At 71.6% G+C, this 17308-nt stretch carries 11 protein-coding genes; 6 read left to right on the top strand and 5 right to left on the bottom strand.

Going from position 1 to position 17308, the window contains the following annotated elements:
• The first annotated feature begins 48 nt into the window (after positions 1–48).
• On the top strand, positions 49–3297 hold the full coding sequence (locus tag ACIBK1_RS17335) for an AfsR/SARP family transcriptional regulator (RefSeq protein WP_396736049.1): 3249 nt from the start codon (positions 49–51) through the stop codon (positions 3295–3297).
• Here the strand turns inward: ACIBK1_RS17335 and ACIBK1_RS17330 are convergent.
• The 3 genes from ACIBK1_RS17330 to ACIBK1_RS17320 are packed head-to-tail and all read right to left on the bottom strand — an operon-like array spanning position 3231 to position 6678.
• Positions 3231–4901 (bottom strand): CocE/NonD family hydrolase, encoded by a 1671-nt coding sequence (locus ACIBK1_RS17330; protein ID WP_396736046.1) that lies wholly within the window; start codon positions 4899–4901, stop codon positions 3231–3233. The genes ACIBK1_RS17335 and ACIBK1_RS17330 overlap by 67 nt on opposite strands.
• Positions 4898–5683: an ABC transporter permease gene (locus tag ACIBK1_RS17325; protein WP_396736043.1), complete on the bottom strand. Its 786-nt coding sequence runs from the start codon at positions 5681–5683 to the stop codon at positions 4898–4900. The genes ACIBK1_RS17330 and ACIBK1_RS17325 overlap by 4 nt, the downstream gene beginning before the upstream one ends.
• Before the next feature lie 53 nt (positions 5684–5736).
• Positions 5737–6678, bottom strand: a complete 942-nt coding sequence (locus tag ACIBK1_RS17320; protein WP_396736039.1) for an ATP-binding cassette domain-containing protein — start codon at positions 6676–6678, stop codon at positions 5737–5739.
• A 379-nt stretch (positions 6679–7057) separates the two neighbouring features.
• On the opposite strand from ACIBK1_RS17320, the gene ACIBK1_RS17315 reads away from it, so the two are divergent.
• The 5 genes from ACIBK1_RS17315 to ACIBK1_RS17295 all read left to right on the top strand — a co-directional run bounded on the left by ACIBK1_RS17315 (position 7058) and on the right by ACIBK1_RS17295 (position 14957).
• Positions 7058–8191 (top strand): glycoside hydrolase family 18 protein, encoded by a 1134-nt coding sequence (locus ACIBK1_RS17315; protein ID WP_396736036.1) that lies wholly within the window; start codon positions 7058–7060, stop codon positions 8189–8191.
• A gap of 447 nt (positions 8192–8638) precedes the next feature.
• Positions 8639–9985, top strand: a complete 1347-nt coding sequence (locus ACIBK1_RS17310; protein WP_396736033.1) for a cellulose binding domain-containing protein — start codon at positions 8639–8641, stop codon at positions 9983–9985.
• Between the two features lie 5 nt (positions 9986–9990).
• Positions 9991–11622: a chitinase gene (locus tag ACIBK1_RS17305; protein ID WP_396736030.1), complete on the top strand. Its 1632-nt coding sequence runs from the start codon at positions 9991–9993 to the stop codon at positions 11620–11622.
• 34 nt (positions 11623–11656) lie between these two features.
• Positions 11657–13135, top strand: a complete 1479-nt coding sequence (locus tag ACIBK1_RS17300) for a carbohydrate-binding protein (protein ID WP_396736027.1) — start codon at positions 11657–11659, stop codon at positions 13133–13135.
• A 448-nt stretch (positions 13136–13583) separates the two neighbouring features.
• A complete protein-coding gene (locus ACIBK1_RS17295; RefSeq protein WP_396736024.1) occupies positions 13584–14957 on the top strand; it encodes a glycosyltransferase 87 family protein in 1374 nt (457 codons plus the stop codon).
• Between the two features lie 18 nt (positions 14958–14975).
• Here ACIBK1_RS17295 and ACIBK1_RS17290 read toward each other — a convergent pair whose 3' ends face one another.
• Both ACIBK1_RS17290 and ACIBK1_RS17285 read right to left on the bottom strand, forming a co-directional pair.
• Positions 14976–15383, bottom strand: coding sequence for a hypothetical protein (locus ACIBK1_RS17290; protein WP_396736021.1), 408 nt, complete (start codon positions 15381–15383; stop codon positions 14976–14978).
• A gap of 181 nt (positions 15384–15564) precedes the next feature.
• A complete protein-coding gene (locus ACIBK1_RS17285; RefSeq protein WP_051762588.1) occupies positions 15565–16662 on the bottom strand; it encodes an AI-2E family transporter in 1098 nt (365 codons plus the stop codon).
• Between the last annotated feature and the right edge of the window lie 646 nt (positions 16663–17308).

Below are 17308 nucleotides of genomic sequence, written 5' to 3'. Positions count from 1 at the left end.
GACGGGCGGGCGACGCGGGCCGCCCGGTGGCTGGCAGGATAGACCGGCGTGCGGGTTCGTCTCCTCGGCGCGCTCGAGGTCCTCGACGACGACGGGGCTCCGGTCGCCGTCGCGGGCACGCGCGTGCGCGCGTTGCTGGCCGTGCTGGCCCTGCGGCCCGGCCGCCTCGTCCTGGCCGACCGGCTCGTGGACGCGCTGTGGGAGGACGACCCACCCGCCAACGCCTCGAACGCGCTGCAGACGCTGGTGAAACGCCTGCGCGCGGCGCTCGGGCGCCCGGGCGCGGTGCTGTGGCGCGACGGCGGCTATGTGCTCGGCGTCGAGCCCGCGCAGGTCGACTCCCACGTGTTCACCGCACTGACCCTGCCGTACGCGACGGGCGCGCTGCCGGACCGGATGGCGGACGGCGAGGTTCCCGGCGCGGAGCTGGACGACGCGTGCGCGGAACTGGACGAGGCGCTGGCGTTGTGGCGCGGACCCGCCCTGGCCGATCTGCGTGCGGTGTCCTATCTGGCGGCCGCGGCGGCGCGACTGGAGGAGCGGCGGCTGGCCGCTGTCGAGGCCCGCGCCGCCGCGCACCTCGCGCTCGGCCGTGAGGTGGACCTGTCGGCCGAGGTGGCCGCCCATCCGCTGCGCGAGCGGCTGTCCGCCCTGGCGATGCGCGCGCTCGCCCACTCGGGCAGGCAGGCAGCGGCCCTTGCCCTGTACGAGCGGGTCCGAAGGGCGCTCGCGGACGAACTCGGCGTCGATCCGGGTCCGGAGCTGCGGGCCGCCCATCTCGACGTGCTGCGCGGGCAGCAGGATCCGATCGCGCCAAGCCCGCCGCTGAAGCGCATCCCCGGCACCCCCGGCATCCCCGGCACGGGCGTCCCGGGCACACGGGCGGGCAGGGTGTGGGCGCCGCCGACGACGTTCGTGGGCCGCGAGGAGGAGGTCACCCGTCTCGCGGCCCTGCTGCGCGACTCCCGGCTGGTCACGGTCGTCGGCCCCGGCGGGGCGGGCAAGACGCGCCTTGCGGTCGAGACCGCCCTGCGCGCCGCCGACCTCACGGGCGAGGGGGCGTGGCTGGCCGAGCTGGCCCCTCTGACGGACCCCGCGGACGTCGTGCGGGCCGTGCTCGAAACGCTGGGCGCCGACGCCGAGCCGCGGGTGGGCGGGGACTGGCGGCGCGACCCGCAGGACCCGGCGGAACGACTGGTCGCCGCCCTCTCCGGGCGCGAGCCGCTGCTCATCCTCGACAACTGCGAGCACGTGATCGACGCCGCGGCGGGCCTGGCCGAGCTCGTGCTGCGCCGCTGCCCGGGAGTGCGCGTGCTGGCCACCAGCCGCGAGCCGCTCGGCGTGCCGGGGGAGACGCTCGCCCCGATCCCGCCCCTCGGCCTGCCCCCGGAGGGCGTCACCAGCGTCACCCCCCGCGAGGCGGGCGAGTATCCCGCCGTACGCCTCCTCGTGGACCGCGCCCGCGCGGTGAGTCCCGGCTTCGCCCTCGACGAGCACACGACCCCGCACGTCGTCACGATCTGCCGCCGCCTCGACGGGATGCCGCTGGCCATCGAACTGGCCGCGGCACGGATCAGGGCGCTCGGCCCCGAGCGGCTCGCGGCCCGCATCGACGACCGGTTCCGCCTGCTGACCGGCGGGAGCCGTACGGCCCTGCCGCGGCACCGGACGCTGAGCGCGGTGGTCGAGTGGAGCTGGGACCTGCTCGCGCCCGAGGAGAGGACGCTGGCGGAGCGGCTCGCGGTGTTCGCCGGCGGCGCCACGCTGGACGACGCGGAGCTGGTCTGCGGGGGCGACGGCCTCGACGTGGTGGCGGTGCTGCCGTCCCTGGTCGACAAGTCCCTGCTGGAGACGCCGGGCGACGGCCGGTTCCGGATGCTGGAGACGATCCGGGCGTACGCGCTGCGACGGCTGACGGACAGCGGTGAGCTCGACCGCTACCGGCGCCGGCACGCGGCGCATTTCCTGCGGCTGGCCGAGGATGCCGAGCCGCGCCTGCGCGGAGCCGGGCAGCTGGAGTGGATGGCCAGGCTGACCGCCGAGCAGGACAACCTGAACGCCGCCCTGCGCTGGGCCGTCGACTCCCGGGAGGCGGAGACCGCGCTGCGCCTGTGCGGCACGCTGAGCTGGTATTGGTGGCTGCGCGGACATCGCGGGCAGGCGGCCGCCTGGGCCGGGCAGGTTCTCGAACTCGTCCCCGAGGGCCCGCCCGCCGGGCTGGTGCGCGCCTACGCCGGGTGCCGGTTCGCGGTCACGGTCACCCGGCTCGGCGCGATCTGGACGGAGCCCGTCCGGGTCGAGGAGATCCGCCGGGAGCTCGGCGACCTCATCGAGGAGGCCCTCCGCGAGGGCCGGGTGCATCCGATGCTGCCGATCCTGCGGGCGGTCGTGACGGCGATGGCCGGGCGCAGGGAGGAGGCGGCCGCGATGCTCGACGCGTACGCCGGCTCGGACGATCCCTGGCTGGCCGGCTCGGCGCTCATGATCAGGGGCGGGTCGCTCGGCTCGCCCGGCGGCAGCGAACAGGACGTCGCGGAGGCGGTGCGCAGGTTCCGGGCGCTGGGGGAGCGTTGGGGGCTGAGCGAGGCGCTGCTCACGCTGGCCGCCCTCCGCGCCCGCCGGGGCGCGCCGACGACCGACCTGATCGGCGAGATCGCCGGGCTGACCGCCGGATGGGTCAGCGCGGACGACATGATCTCCACGCTGACCCGCCTGGCCGGGCTGCGCCTCCAGGCGGGCGACGCCGAGGGCGCGGCGGCGGACGTGGCGGCCGCCCGCTCCCACGTGGCCGCCGGCGTCTCGCCGTACGCGCTGGTGCAGGTGAGCATGGGCGAGGCGAAGGTGGCGCGGAGCGGGGGCGATCTCGACGGCGCGGTGGCGGCGTACGAGAAGGCCCTGGCCGTGCTGCGGGAACACCTCACCATCCCGCAGCTGCTCGCGTCGGCGTACGCCGAGTACGGCAGGACGCTGCTGGCCAGGGGCGACCTCGGCGGCGCGCTCGCGCGCCATCACCAGGCGCTGGACGCCCTCGGCGGCGCCCCCAACCCGCCGGTCCTCTCGACCGTGCTGGCCGGGCTGGCCATGATCGCCCTGGCCGGGGGCGACGCTGTGCGTTCCGCGGCGCTCTTCGGCGCGGCCGACGCCGCCCACCAGGGCTGGCGGGCGGACGCCGAGGCCGCCGAGGCGCTCACGGCGGCGCGCGAGGCGGCGGGCCCGGACTTCGACGCCGCCTACGAACGCGGCCGCACGGCGTCGCCCGAGGACCTCGGCCTGCCCGCCACCGGGAGCAGCAGGTAGGACGGCGCGCTGATCGTGACCCGCGCCGAGCTCGGGTGCCGGGCGTACTTGGGGAAGTTCGACCCCGCCACCTCCAGCCGCACCCGGTGTCCCGCCCCGAAGGCGTGGGCCAGATTGCCGAGGAGGACACGCACCCTCTCCGGCTGGGCGCCGCCGCCTTCGACCCGGGCGATGCCGTCCACGAGGATCTCCTCCCGGCCGTCGGGGTGCACGTCCACGAGTTTGCCCGTCACCGTGAAACACCTCGCGTCTGACTCGGCGGTCACCACCAGTTCGGCCGCACCTATGACCTCCAGCGGCGCCGGCAGCGGCGCGGTCGTGTAGCGCAGCACGTCGGCCCGGCCGGCGAGCGGCCGCTGGTCCACGGGCCCCGGCCCAGGAGGGAGGAACTCGATCACGTCGCCGCCCGTCGTCGGGACGGGGTCGCCGGGGTCGGACAGGAAGCAGACCCGCAACGTTGCCTCGGGCACGAGTGTGCGGGCCGCCTCGGGCCCGAGCGTGCCGCCGTCACCCAGGTGGTAGCGGACGGCCTCGCTCTCCTCCGGCGGCCAGTCGCCCATCGCGCGCCACTCGCAGGTGCCGGTGACGAACACCCGGACCCTCGCGTCGTCCCCCAGCGGCGTGCCGCGCATCCAGTGGCCGAACCAGTCGAGGTGGAGGCCCGTCCAGTCGAGGGCCTCCCCGCTCGCGTGCGGGCCGTGGTCGCGCCCGGCCAGCGTCCGCTCGCGGAACGCGTGGGTCCACGGGCCGACGACGAGGCGGGCCCTGAGACGGGCACTGTCGCGCAGAGCCCGGTAGGTGTGGATGGTGCTGTCGCGGAAGTAGTCGTACCACCCGGTCGACAGCAGCGCGGGCACCTCGATCTTGTCGTAGCGCGCCCCCAGGTCGGCGTCCCGCCACAGCTCGTGGGACGGATCGGGATGCGCGAGCCAGTCGGCGTAGAAGGGGAAGAGGTCCGCGATCTCCGGCTGGTCCCCGACGGGCAGGCGCCGGAGCATCTCGCCGAGACGGGCCGCCGGGGCGGCCGGAGGACCGTTTTCCCAGGGACCGCGCCGGGCGCGGCGTGCCAGGTGCAGGGGCGCGATGACGGCCGCCAGGACCGGCAGGACGATGCCCAGCCTGAGGACGCCGCCGGCGTACACCACGTCGTGCAGCCCGGCGGGGGAGACCGAGGGCGCGATGGCCCGCAGTCCGTCCGGCCGCTCGCTCGCGGTGAGAAGCTGCGCGATGCCGAGATAGGAGTCGCCGAACATGCCGACCTGCCCGTCGCACCACAGTTGGCGCGCGGCCCAGGTCACCGTGTCGTATCCGTCGGCGGCCTCGCCGGTGAGGAACCGCAGGTCGCCCTCCGACTCGCCGGTGCCGCGGACGTCCTGCACCATCACCGCGTAACCCGCGGACAGCAGCCGGGCGACGTCGAGCCGCAGGCCCGGGCCGTAGGGCCCCCTGCCGTACGGGGTCCGGGCCAGCAGGACGGGGTGCCGCCCACTGGGCGCGGGCAGCCAGACGGTCGCGGCGAGCCGTGCGCCGTCGCGCATGCGGGTCCACACGTCCCGGCCGTCGGGGAGGTCACCGGCCCAGGCCGGCACGGGGACGGCGTTCACCGGATCTTCCGGGCGTAGGCGCGTACGGCGAGCGGGACGAAACACGCGGTGACCGCGGCGGCCCAGGCCAGGGTGACCCAGACGTGCGGTCCCACGGGAGTGCCGGTGAGCAGCGCGCGGACGGCGTCGGCCAGGTGCGAGATCGGGTTGAGCGACGACCACCAGCGCAGCACGCCCGGCAGGTTGGCCGGGGGGATGAACGCGCTGCTGCCGAACGTCAGTGGCAGCAGGACGGCGGTCGCCATTCCCTGCATCGAGGCGACGGACTTGGCCTTCAGCCCGAGCCAGGCCGACACCCAGCTCAGGGCCAGCGTGAACAGCAGCAGCAGGGCCAGGCCGGCCAGCGCCTCCAGGGGTGAAGCGGTGATCCGGAACCCGGCCGCTACCCCGGCGGCCAGGGCCACCACGATGATCACCGTCGTCGTCAGCGCGTCCGCGGCCACCCGCCCGATCAGCGGGGCCGAGCGGGCGATCGGCATGCTCCGGAACCGGTCGAACACGCCGTTCACGATGTCCTCGGCGAGGTTCATGCCCGTGGTGTTCGTCGAGATGAGGGCCACCTGCGTGAGCACGCCGGGCAACAGATAGCGCGCGGCGTGCTCGGTGTCGCCGGACATGGCCCCGAACATCAGGACGAAGACCACGACCATGAAGACCGGCTGAAGCAGGAGCTGGACAAGCCGGCCGGGCTCGTTCCGCAGCGGCACCAGGCTCCGCCAGGCGAGGGTCATGCCCTGCGCGAGCGCGCCCCGGTGCCCGGTCGTGGACGGTACGGCGGTCATCGCGTTCTCCCCGCTGTCGTCGGTCGGTCTCACTCGTGTCGTGGGTGCGGCGGTCAAGGCGTCCTTCCGGAGGTCGTGGTGTCGGTGAGGGCGAGGAACGCCTCGTCGAGCGTGGGCCGGCGGACGGCGTGCTCGGCGAGGGAGACACCGGCATCCTCCAGCCGCAGGAACACGGCCAGGCTCATCGCCGGGTTGAGCAGCGGCACGCTGAGCAGGCCGTTCTCGCCACGGTGCGGGGTCAGCCCGGTGACCTCGGCGAGGATCAGTTCCGCCTTCTCCACGTCGTGCTCGGGCCGTATCTCCAGGCGCCGGTCGCCCGCCTTGGCCTTCAGCTCGCCCGGCGTTCCCCTCGCGGCCACCGCGCCGTGGTCGATGAGCACGATCTCGTCGGCGAGCTGGTCGGCCTCTTCCAGGTACTGCGTCGTGAGCAGCACGGTCGCCCCGCCCGCCACCTGCTCGCGCACGATGCGCCACAGGTCCGCCCTGGCCCGCGGGTCGAGCCCGGTCGTCGGCTCGTCCATGAAGACGATCGACGGCCGGCCGACGAGGCTGACGGCCAGGTCGAGCCGCCGCCGCATGCCACCCGAGTAGGACCCCGCCGCCCGGTCGGCGGCGTCCTCCAGGCCGAACTCCCCGAGCAGCGCCGCCGCCCTGCCCCGGGCCGCGGCCCGGCCCATGCCGAGCAGCCGCCCGCACATCACCAGGTTCTGCCGCCCGGTCAGCTTCTCGTCCACCGACGCGTACTGGCCGGTCAACCCGATCAGCTTCCGTACCTCCGCCGGCGCCTTCACCACGTCGTGCCCGCCGACCGCCGCGCGGCCTTCGTCGGGGGAGACGAGCGTGGCGAGAATCCGGACCGCGGTGGTCTTGCCCGCGCCGTTCGGGCCGAGCACGCCGAGCACCGTGCCCGGCGGCGCGGCGAAGTCGACCCCCGCCAGCGCGGCCTTGTCGCCGTATCTCTTCACGAGGCCGCGGACCTCAATCGCGTACGTCATGCTCCGACGGTCTCCGCCCGCGCTGGCAGGGGGCTGGCGCAGCGCTGGCACGGTGCTGGCAAGGGAGCGCATGGGAGGGCGCGGGCTGGCAAGGGAGAGCATGGGAGGGCACGGGAGCGCATGGCGCGGCAGGGGACCGGCGGTCTCGCTGATCGCGGCGAAGGTGAAACTTGCAGGGAAGGGCGGCACCATGGGTAACCGCAGGCTGGGCCGCTGGAACGCGCCCACCTGCGACATGAGTCACGCATAATCCGGGCTTAAGACTGCGCCGCTTGTCCGTCCGGCGATGACGTCACTACGCTCCCGCGGCATTCCTCTTCACGCCTCCGCGCCCCGTCGCGGAGGCTCGTCTCTGTTCGGAGCCACCATGGGAGCGATCATGCGTGGCGCTTTCGCCGTCGTGGTCCTGAGCGCCGTGCTGTCCTCATTGTTCGTGGTCTGGTACGGCCCGGCCCGCGCCACCGAGACCGGCGCCACGGCCGTCGGCCAGACGCAGGCCCGGTCACGTGTCGTGGTGCGCAGGGCCGCCGCACCGGCACAGCCCGCACCGGTGCGGGCCGCGGTCGCTCCCGCGCAGGCGGCCGCTCCCGTACAGGCCGTCGCTCCCGCACACGCGGCACCGGTACATGCGGTCGCTCCCGCTGCCGTGCCCGAGGTGACGGTCACGGTCACCGTCACCGTCACGCCGTCGCCGTCCCCCTCGCCGGGCCGCATCCGGGTCGGCTACGTCTCGCAGCGCGGCGCGTACGGCGCCACGTCCACCGTGCGCGACCTCGACGCCAGCGGGCTGGCGGGCAGGCTGACCCACGTCCTCTACGCCTTCGCGAACATCGATCCCGAGTCGCCGGCCTGTCTCAGCGGGGTCACCCGGCCGCCCGCGCCCGACCCCAACGACCCCGACCAGGGCGACGGCGCGGGCGACGCCTGGGCCGACTACCAGCGCGGTTTCACGGCGGCCGAGTCGTTGGACGGCGTCGCCGACCCTCCGGACGCTCCGCTCGCCGGCAACTTCAACCAGCTCAAGAAGCTCAAGGCCCGGCATCCCGGCCTGAAGGCGCTCATCTCGATCGGCGGCTGGACCTACTCCAAATACTTCTCGGACGTCGCGCGGACCGCCGCCACCCGGCAGAGGTTCGTGAAGTCATGTCTCGACACCTACATCAGGGGTGACCTGCCGGGCGCCGGGGGCAGGGGCGGCCCGGGCAGCGCGGTGGGCGTCTTCGACGGCATCGACGTCGACTGGGAATGGCCCGGTGGCGAGGGCCACCTGGGCAACCACACCGGTGCCGGCGACAGGCGGAACCTGACGGCCCTGCTGACCGAGTTCCGCGTGCAACTCGACGCGCTCGGCGCGGCCACCGGCCGCCACTATCTGCTCACGGTCTACCTCCCCGCCGACGCCGATCGCATCGACGCCGGGTTCGACCTGGAGAAGCTGGTCGGCCTCGTCGACTTCGTCAACGTGCAGCGTGACGGCCGGCACGCCGTCCGCGAGGGCGCGATCCTGCGCTGAGCCACCCACCTCGAAAGCCGCCAACACCAAGCCAGGCGACACCGAGCGAGGCCACACCGAGCCGGGCCCGCTTCGCCGGAGCGCGCTGAGCCGCCACAACGTGCCCGCCTCAAGGGACGAGAAGTAGGTCCTTAACACGCGCATAACCCGGCCCCGCGCCTCGACCGGCGATGACACGGTTCGTTAGGAACGCTGTCGAATTGGGTCTTGTGAACCAGCGACCGCGAAGCTACGATCCGTACAACTCTTAGGAAACTTTCCTAAAAGAAGTAACATCGGGAGCCGAAAATGGCCCTTCCTCACCCCTAGCGTTCTCGTCTCGCGTCCCGTCACCAGACGCCCTTGAGTGCCGTACGGCCGGTGCTGTTCCGATCGGCCGCCTCCGTCAGGCGCCGGCCGTACGGATTCCCATGACCTCCCCGTTCACCCCCCACTGAGGTTGTGTCCATGCAGATCAGGCATGTCTGGCGTGCGCTCGCCGCGATGGCCGCACTCGCGCTCGCTCTCGTCGCGCTGCCCGCCGAGGCCGCCACGGTCAAGGCCGTCTTCTCGGCCGACTCCGACTGGGGCTCCGGCTACCAGGGCCGCTACACCCTCACCAACACCGGGACCGCCGTGATCTCCGGCTGGACGGTCGAGTTCGACCTTCCCGCAGGCTCGACGGTCGGGTCCTACTGGGACGCGCTCATGACGCGTTCCGGCGACCACTACACGTTCAGGAACCGCGAGTACAACGGCGGCCTTGCTCCGGGCGCCTCGACGACGTTCGGCTGGGTGAACGGCGGACCCGGGAGGCCGGTCGCCTGCCGCCTGAACGGCGGCCCGTGCGACGGCGCGACGACCTCGCCGTCCCCCTCGCCGAGCGCGTCCTCCAGCACATCCGCGAGCCCGTCTCCGAGTTCGCCGCCGCCCGCGCCCGGGGCCCTGCGCGCCGCGCCGTACGTGGACATGGGCGCCTGGCCCACGCCGAGCCTGAGCGCGATGGCCTCGGCCTCCGGCCTGAAGAGCTTCACCCTCGCGTTCGTCACCGCCTCGGGCTGCAAGGCGATGTGGTTCAACGCGTACGACCCGCGGCAGAAGTGGGCGAAGGACCAGATCGACGCGATCCGGGCCGGCGGCGGGGACGTCAAGGTGTCCTTCGGCGGCGCGACCGGCATCGAGCTCGCCCAGGCGTGCACCGACGTGAACGCGCTCACCGGCGAGTACGACGCCGTCGTCACCGCCTACGACCTGAAATACATCGACCTCGACATCGAGGGATCCGCGGCGGCCGAGCCCGCGTCCATCGCCCGCCGCTCCCAGGCGCTCGCCCGGCTGCAGCAGGCCCACCCCGACCTGAAGATCTCGCTCACGCTGCCCGTGCTGCCGAGCGGCCTGACCGCCGACGGCCTCAACGTGGTGCGGTCGGCCCGCGACGCCGGGGTCAGGCTCGACGTCGTCAACGTCATGGCCATGGACTACTACCAGTCCGTCGACTACGGCGACGCGGCGGTCCAGGCGGCGAACAGCACATTCGCGCAGCTCAAGAGCCTTTATCCGAGCCTGTCCGACGCCCAGGTGTGGCGGATGGCCGGGGTCACGCCGATGCTCGGCCAGAACGACGACGGCCGGATCTACAACCAGGACGACGCCCGTCAACTCGTCGCCTTCGCCAAGGACAAGCACCTCGGGCTGCTGGCCTTCTGGGAGACGACCCGCGACCGCAACGCCTGCACCGGCGCGCTCTACTCCTGCACCAACATCGCCCAGTCGCCCTACGAGTTCTCCAAGATCTTCGCTTCGTACACGGGATGAGGCACATGAAGAAGCTCATCGGCCTGGGCGCGGCGGCGTCCGTCGCCTTCGCCGGCCTGCTCACGGCCACATTCACCGGCCCGGCCCTCGCCGCCAACATCGCGGCCAACGCGGGGTTCGAGTCGGGTCTGTCGGGCTGGACGTGCGCGTCCACGGCGCAGGCGGTGTCGAGCCCGGTCCACGGCGGGTCCCGGGCTCTGTCCGCGACCCCGGCCGGCAGCGACTACGCCCGGTGTGAGCAGACGATCAGCGTCAAGCCGTCCACGACGTACGCGCTGTCGGCGTGGGTACGGGGGAACTACGTGTTCCTCGGGGCGACCGGCGCGGGGGTGAACACCCAGACGTGGGGGTCGCCGGGCTCGTCGTGGTCACAGTTGTCGACGTCGTTCACCACGGGATCGTCCACGACGAGTGTGACGATCTACGTCAACGGCTGGTACGGCCAGGGCGCCTACTACGCCGACGACATCGTCCTCGACGGCCCCGGCACCCCGCCCTCGCCCTCGCCCTCTCCATCGGCGTCGCCGTCGGTGAGCCCGTCGGTGAGCCCGAGCCCGAGGCCGTCCCCATCACCGTCCCCGTCGCCCTCACCCTCGGCTTCGCCGAGCCCGCCGCCGCCGGGCGGCAAACGGCTGATGGCCGGCTACCTGCACGCCTCGTTCGCCAACGGGTCCGGCTACGTGCGGATGGCCGACGTCCCCGACGCGTGGGACATCATCGACCTGGCGTTCGGCGAGCCGACCTCGCCCACCTCCGGCGACGTCCGGTTCACCCGTTGTCCGGCCACCGAGTGCCCGAACGTCGAGAGCGACGCCGAGTTCGTCGCGGCCATCCGCGCCAAACAGGCGGCCGGCAAGAAGGTGCTGATCTCGATCGGCGGTCAGAACGGCGTCGTCCAGCTCACCACCACCGCCGCCCGGGACAAATTCGTCCAGTCGGTCGCCGCGATCATCGACAGATACGGCCTGGACGGTCTCGACATCGACTTCGAGGGCCACTCGCTGTCGCTGAACCCCGGCGACACCGACTTCCGGAACCCGACCACCCCGGTGGTCGTGAACCTCATCTCCGCGATCAAGGCGCTCAAGGCCAGGTACGGCGCGACGTTCACGCTCACCATGGCCCCGGAGACGTTCTTCGTCCAGCTCGGCTACCAGTTCTACGGCCCGGGCCGGAACGGCACGGCCGACGCCCGCTCCGGGGCGTACCTGCCCGTGATCCACGCACTGCGTGACGACCTCACGCTGCTGCACGTCCAGGACTACAACTCCGGGCCGATCATGGGCCTCGACAACCAGTACCACACGATGGGCGTGGCCGACTTCCACGTCGCCATGACCGACATGCTGCTCACCGGCTTCCCCGTGGCCGGTGGCGCAACCTTCCCGCCGCTGCGTCCCGACCAGGTCGCGATCGGCCTGCCGGCCGCGCCGTACGCCGGCAACGGCTACACGAGCACGGCCGAGGTGCAGAGCGCCTTCGGCTGCCTGGCGAAGGGGACGGGCTGCGGCTCCTACCGGCCGCACGGAACCTTTCCCGGCCTGCGCGGCCTCATGGCCTGGTCCGTCAACTGGGACAGGTACTCGGGCTCCGAATTCTCCCGTTCCCACAGGGCGTATCTCGACGCCCTGAAGTGATCCCCCACCCACCCCCCACCCCTTGCGAGGAGAAATGCAGCTTCGCTTCGGTACGGGCCGGCGCGCGAGGACGGCCCTCGCTCTGCTCGCCTCCCTCCTCCTGGCCGTCGCCGGACTGGTCGCGGGTACGGCCGCGTCCGCCTCGGCGGCCCCGAACAGCGTGGTCATGCTGGCCTACCCGGCATGGGCCCCGAACACCTGGTACGCCATCGGCGCCCGGGTGACCTACAACGGCGTCGACTACGAGTGCATCCAGGCGCACACGTCCCTGACCGGCTGGGAGCCGCCGAACGTCCCGGCCCTGTGGAAGCCGGTCAGCGGCGGCGGCAACCCGTCCCCGAGCCCGTCGCCGACGCCTCCGTCGGGCGCGCCCGGCAAGCCCGGTAACCCGTCGGTCACCGGCACCACGAACTCGTCGATCTCGCTGTCCTGGGGCGCGTCGAGCGGGACGGTGACCGGCTACCGCGTCTACGAGGGCACCTCGGTCAAGGCGACCGTCGGCGGCACCAGCACCACGGTCTCCGGCCTCGGCACCTGCACCACCCACACGTACACCGTCAAGGCGTACAACTCGAACGGCGAGTCCGCGGCGAGCGGCTCGGTGACCGGCACCACCACGGGCTGTCCCGCGAGCGGCGGGAAGCTCCCCGGCGCGCCCTACCTGTACGAGGGCTGGGGCAACCCGCCGAACCCGGCGACGGTGATGAACGCCACCGGGGTCAGGCAGTTCACGATGGCCTTCATGCTCTCCGGCGGCGGCTGCACCCCGGCCTGGGACGGCTCCCGCCCGCTGTCCGGCAGCGCCGACGCCAGCGCGATCTCGCAGATCAAGGCCGCGGGCGGCAACGTCCAGATCTCCTTCGGCGGCTGGTCGGGCAACAAGCTCGGCCCCAACTGCTCCAGCTCGTCCGCCTTCGCCTCGGCCGTCCAGCAGGTCATCAACGCCTACAACCCGGCCGCGGTCGACTTCGACATCGAGAACAGCGACGAGTTCGAGAACGAGGCCGTCCAGGACCGCATCCTCGGCGGACTGAAGATCGTCAAGCAGAACAACCCGAACGTCAAGGTCGTCGTCACCTTCGGCACCAGCACGACCGGCCCGAGCTGGTGGGGCACCCGGCTGATCAACCAGTCCAAGGCGCTGGGCGTGAACATCGACAACTACACGATCATGCCGTTCGACTTCGGCGGCGGCGCGAACATGTACCAGAACACCGTCAACGCGGCCGAGGGGCTGAAGAACGCGCTCAAGGCGGCCTGGGGCTGGACCGACGCCCAGGCGTACGCGCACATGGGCATCTCCGGCATGAACGGCCTGTCCGACCAGCAGGAGCTCACCTCTGTGGCCACCTGGACCCAGATCCGCGACTGGGCCAAGTCCAAGGGCCTGGGCCGGCTCGCCTTCTGGGCGGTCAACCGCGACCGCGGCTGCGCGGGCGGCGGCGTGGTGTCGAACTGCAGCGGCATCGCCCAGAACGACTGGGACTTCACGAGGATCACCGCGGGCTTCTGACCCGTCCACCCGTCGAGGGCAAGAGGGATCCGGGCACGGCCCGCCGGACCGGATCCCTCGCCGCCCGCGCGATGTGAGCTCGCTCAGATGCGAGCTCGGATCGATGCGAGCTCGGATCGATGTGAGCTCGGCCAGATGCGAGCTCGGACCGATGTGAGTGCGGACCGATGCGAGTCCGGCGCCCATGAGCAGGCGGCCGGCCCGGCGGGGACGACCCCCCTTACCCGCCGTGCCGGTCGCCCCCGTTCGTGGGGGCGAGCAGGCCGATCAACATCCCGACGATCACGGCCACGGCTACGGTGATCCACAGGCGAATTTTCATCGAAGTCTCCCGGATGTAACGCTCCGTGGTCACAATACCCCGAATTGTGACGGACCGCGACGGCCGGTGCCTCGAATCGGGGAACAAGTCGCCTGTTCGCCATTCGTCAGGCAGGCTTGGCACGTCATGGAATACGCGATCCCCACCAGCATCGTCCTCGTCGCGGGCGTCGTGCTCGCCATCGTCGCCCAATGGAAGGGCTGGCGGCCGTCCCTGGCCGTCACGCTCACGCTCGGCGTCGCCGTACGCGTGCTGATCATGGTTCTGTCGGCCCGGGACACCCATTGGCAGCCCGTCGACTACGTCAACAGCTTCCAGCCCGCCGGCGTGGCGATCCTCGACCACCGTGATCCGGTGCTCGAGAGCAACGGCGGATGGCACTTCCTGCCGACGATCCCGTACATGTACGGCCTGCTGCTGTGGCTGGGCATCCCCTGGGAGTACGCCGGTCGCATCGTCACCGTGGTCGCCGACATCGTGCTGATCCCGCTGGTCGGCAAGCTGGCCGGGTCGCGGACCGAGAAGCTGCGCGCCTTCCAGTACGCCTGCAACCCCCTCGCGATCCTCGTCGCCTCCGTGCACGGCCAGGTCGAGCCGGTCTCCCTGGTCTTCGGGGTCGCGGCGTACGTCGTGGCGCGCGGCCCGGGAGACTGGCGGCGGCCCGACCCCCTGCCGTGGGCCCACATGCGGCTCGCGAACCGTGACCTGCCGCTGCCCTGGATTTCGCCGGGCGAGATCGTGCGGCGCGTCGTCCACCCGTCGGAGGAGGACCGCGCGGCGACCGGCCGGGCCGTGTGGGCGGGTCTGCTCATGGGGCTCGCGCTCTGCGCGAAGAGCTGGCCGGTGATCCTCGTGCCGGCGCTGCTGATGTTCCTGCCGGGGCTGCGCAGCCGCCTGGTCACGCTGGTCGCGACCGGCGTCGCGCCGGTGTTCTTCCTGCTGACGCTCCCGATCGGCGGCTGGACGGAGTGGCGGCAGCTGCCCGAGGTGCTCAACACCATCGGGCTGCGGCCCAGCGACGTCCGCCCGATCACGGGTGACTGGGGCTGGACCGCCCTGGTGAGCGGCGGCAACTGGAACCTCGATCCGACCCCGGCGAGGATCGGCCAGTACATGATCTACGCTGCGATCGTCGCCTGCCTCGTCTGGTGGCGCAAGGCCGATCCGGTCGACGTCACGATCGCGATCCTGCTCTCTTTCATGATCTTCACGCCGCGCCTCGGCGCGCAGTACCTGCTGTGGTTCATGCCGTTCCTGGTCGCCCGGCCCACCCGCTGGGCCTGGCCGGCGATCATCGGCAGCTCGCTCTGGTCGGCGATCGGATACATCGTGCTCACCCAGTTCCACGGACCCAAGTGGGGCGAGCTGCACGCGCCCTGGGCGATCGGTTCGCTGGTGCTGTTCCCGGTGCTGATCGCGGCGATCCCGTGGCGGCGCAGGTACGTGGAGATCACGCCGGAGTCGCTTCCGGGGGAGAGGGAGAGCATCCGCACCGCCTGAGGCGGGCCCCTGCCGGTCTCAGGTCACGATGAGGCGGACCATGTGGCCGTGGCTCGCGAAGCCGGTGTCGCCGTCGAGCATCCCGGTCACGCACTCGAACACGCCCGGCGCGGCCTGCCGTACGAAGAAGACGGTCTCGGCGATCGCCGACAGGAGCCGGATCACGTCGCGCTGCACGTGGACGCCCTCCCTGTCGCCGGCCAGCGAGACCGTCACCTCGTACACGCCGTCATCGAGCAGGTGCTCACCGGTCAGCAGCCACTCCGACCCGCACGCCCGGCGCAGGTGGGGGAGCAGATGCGCCTCGGGCTCCTCCGCCACCCACCCGTCTCGTGCCATCGCGCCCAGCAGGGCGGAGACCTGTGGCTCCATCGCCGAGGCGTCCGCGATCCCGGTGAAGCGCTCGTCGTTGTCCCATCGCCGCATGATCAGACCCTAAGCCGGAGCGCGGCGGCGCACTCAGCAGACGCTCCGTGCCGTCCACCCGAAATGTCGGCCACGGCCATCAGCGTCTCCCTCCGCAGGTGTGGTCACTTGGAGGAGGGGCACAACGGCCCGACTGCTCCGCGGCGTCGAACGGCTGTCGGGCCGACCCGGACGGACGATGTCACCGAGGTTCGGGCTGTTCCGGCTGTTCCGGCTGGGAGTCGGGGCGGGACCCGGGGGAGCGCTCCGGTAACCGTCCCGAGATGAGCGCGGCGGCCCAGGCGCCGTCCGGATCGCTGTCGACGAGCAGGGCGCGGACGAGCAGGCTCAGCGGGATCGCCAGCAGCGCGCCCAGCGGGCCGAGCACCCACGCCCAGACGATCAGCGAGAGGAAGGTGGCCGTGGTGGACAGCCCCACGGCGTCACCCAGGAACTTCGGCTGGATGAACGACTGGATCACCACGTTGATGGCGATGTAGGCGACGATCACCAGCAGCATCGTCTTGGGCCCGCCTTCCAGCAGCCCGAGCAGCGCCGGCGGGATGAGGCCCAGAATGAACCCGATGTTCGGGATGTAGTTCGTGATGAGGGCGAGCACTCCCCACAGCAGTGGGAGCGGCACGCTCAGCACGTACAACACGATGACGTCCAGGATCGAGCAGATGAGGCCGAAGACGGTCGAAACGATCAGGTAGCGGCGAGTCCTGTACGTGAAGGTCTTGAGCGCACGGGCGAGGGCGGGCCGTTCGGCCGACGCGGCGTCCACGATCCGAGCGAAAACGGGGGCGTCGAGGCTCATGGCCAGCAGCAGCACGACGATCAGGAACAGACTCGACAGCACTCCCAGAAGGCTGCTCAACACGCTCTGGGCGAGGCCGATCAACTTGCCGAAATCGAGTGACGACAGCGCCTTGTTGAGCTGTTCACTTCCGTAGCCGAGACCCGCCGCCCAGTGCTGGAGGTCGGCCACCATCGCGTTGAACTGCACCGCGTACGTGGGAGCAAGGATGGCGAGCTGTGCGGCGGCGAGGCTGAGCACCGCGACCATGCCGAGCAGGACCAGCAGCACCACCGCGAGGGGAACGGCCACCTGCAACCACACCGGAGAGTTGTGGCGGGCCAGCCAGCCGCGTATCGGGGCGACGGCGATGACGAGGGTCAGCGCCAGGACGACCGGGCCGACGATCGAGCCCACGGCTTGAACGCCGGCAAGGGTGATCACCGCGGCCGCGGCACAGACCAGCACGATCAGGGCGCGAGGTAACCCCTGTCGAGTCACGTCCGTTCCTACCCCTTCTCCTGGTGGAAAGGCTGTGCAAGGTGGATCAGTCGTAGCACGCCCTGGCCCCTACCCTTGTCCGCGCGGGCGAGTCGTGACGGGAATGAAGCCGGGCCGGACGCCGTTGGATTCGTGCGGAACTTCCATCCACAGGATGACCTGTGGGAATAGGTTTCCGCGCGGGTGCGTTGGAGCCTACCCGGGCCAAGTCGTCGGCAGGCCCTGGTAATCTTGTGGTGTCGGCGCGGTTCGGCGCACTCCTCTTCGATCACTTCGGTGGTTGTCTTGTGTGTGCGCGGCGGTTGCCGGTGAGCTTCTCGTACTTTTCGATCTTCTGGTTCTCGGTGGTTTTGCGCCGGGGTGGGGGTTCGGGTAAGTTAGAGGGGTTGCCCCGGAAACGGGGGGTCGAAATTCCTGTCGGTCGGCGGGTTTCGGGTCAAGAAGTCCCGGTGGGGCGGATTTGACACGAAAGAGCCGGTCGGGAAGAATTAAGACCAGCAAGACAAAAGAAAAACAAACGGTGAAACGCCCCGGAGCGTGGGACCTTCTGAGGTTTCGGGTGATGGTGGTCGCGTCCGTTTCTTGAGAACTCAACAGTGTGCTAAAAGCCAGTGCATGAAATCATGCATGACCCCGTCTACCGGTG

Source organism: Microbispora rosea, assembly GCF_044460045.1.
In the GTDB taxonomy this organism is placed as follows: domain Bacteria; phylum Actinomycetota; class Actinomycetes; order Streptosporangiales; family Streptosporangiaceae; genus Microbispora; species Microbispora rosea.
This window is presented reverse-complemented; position numbering and strand designations above follow the sequence as displayed.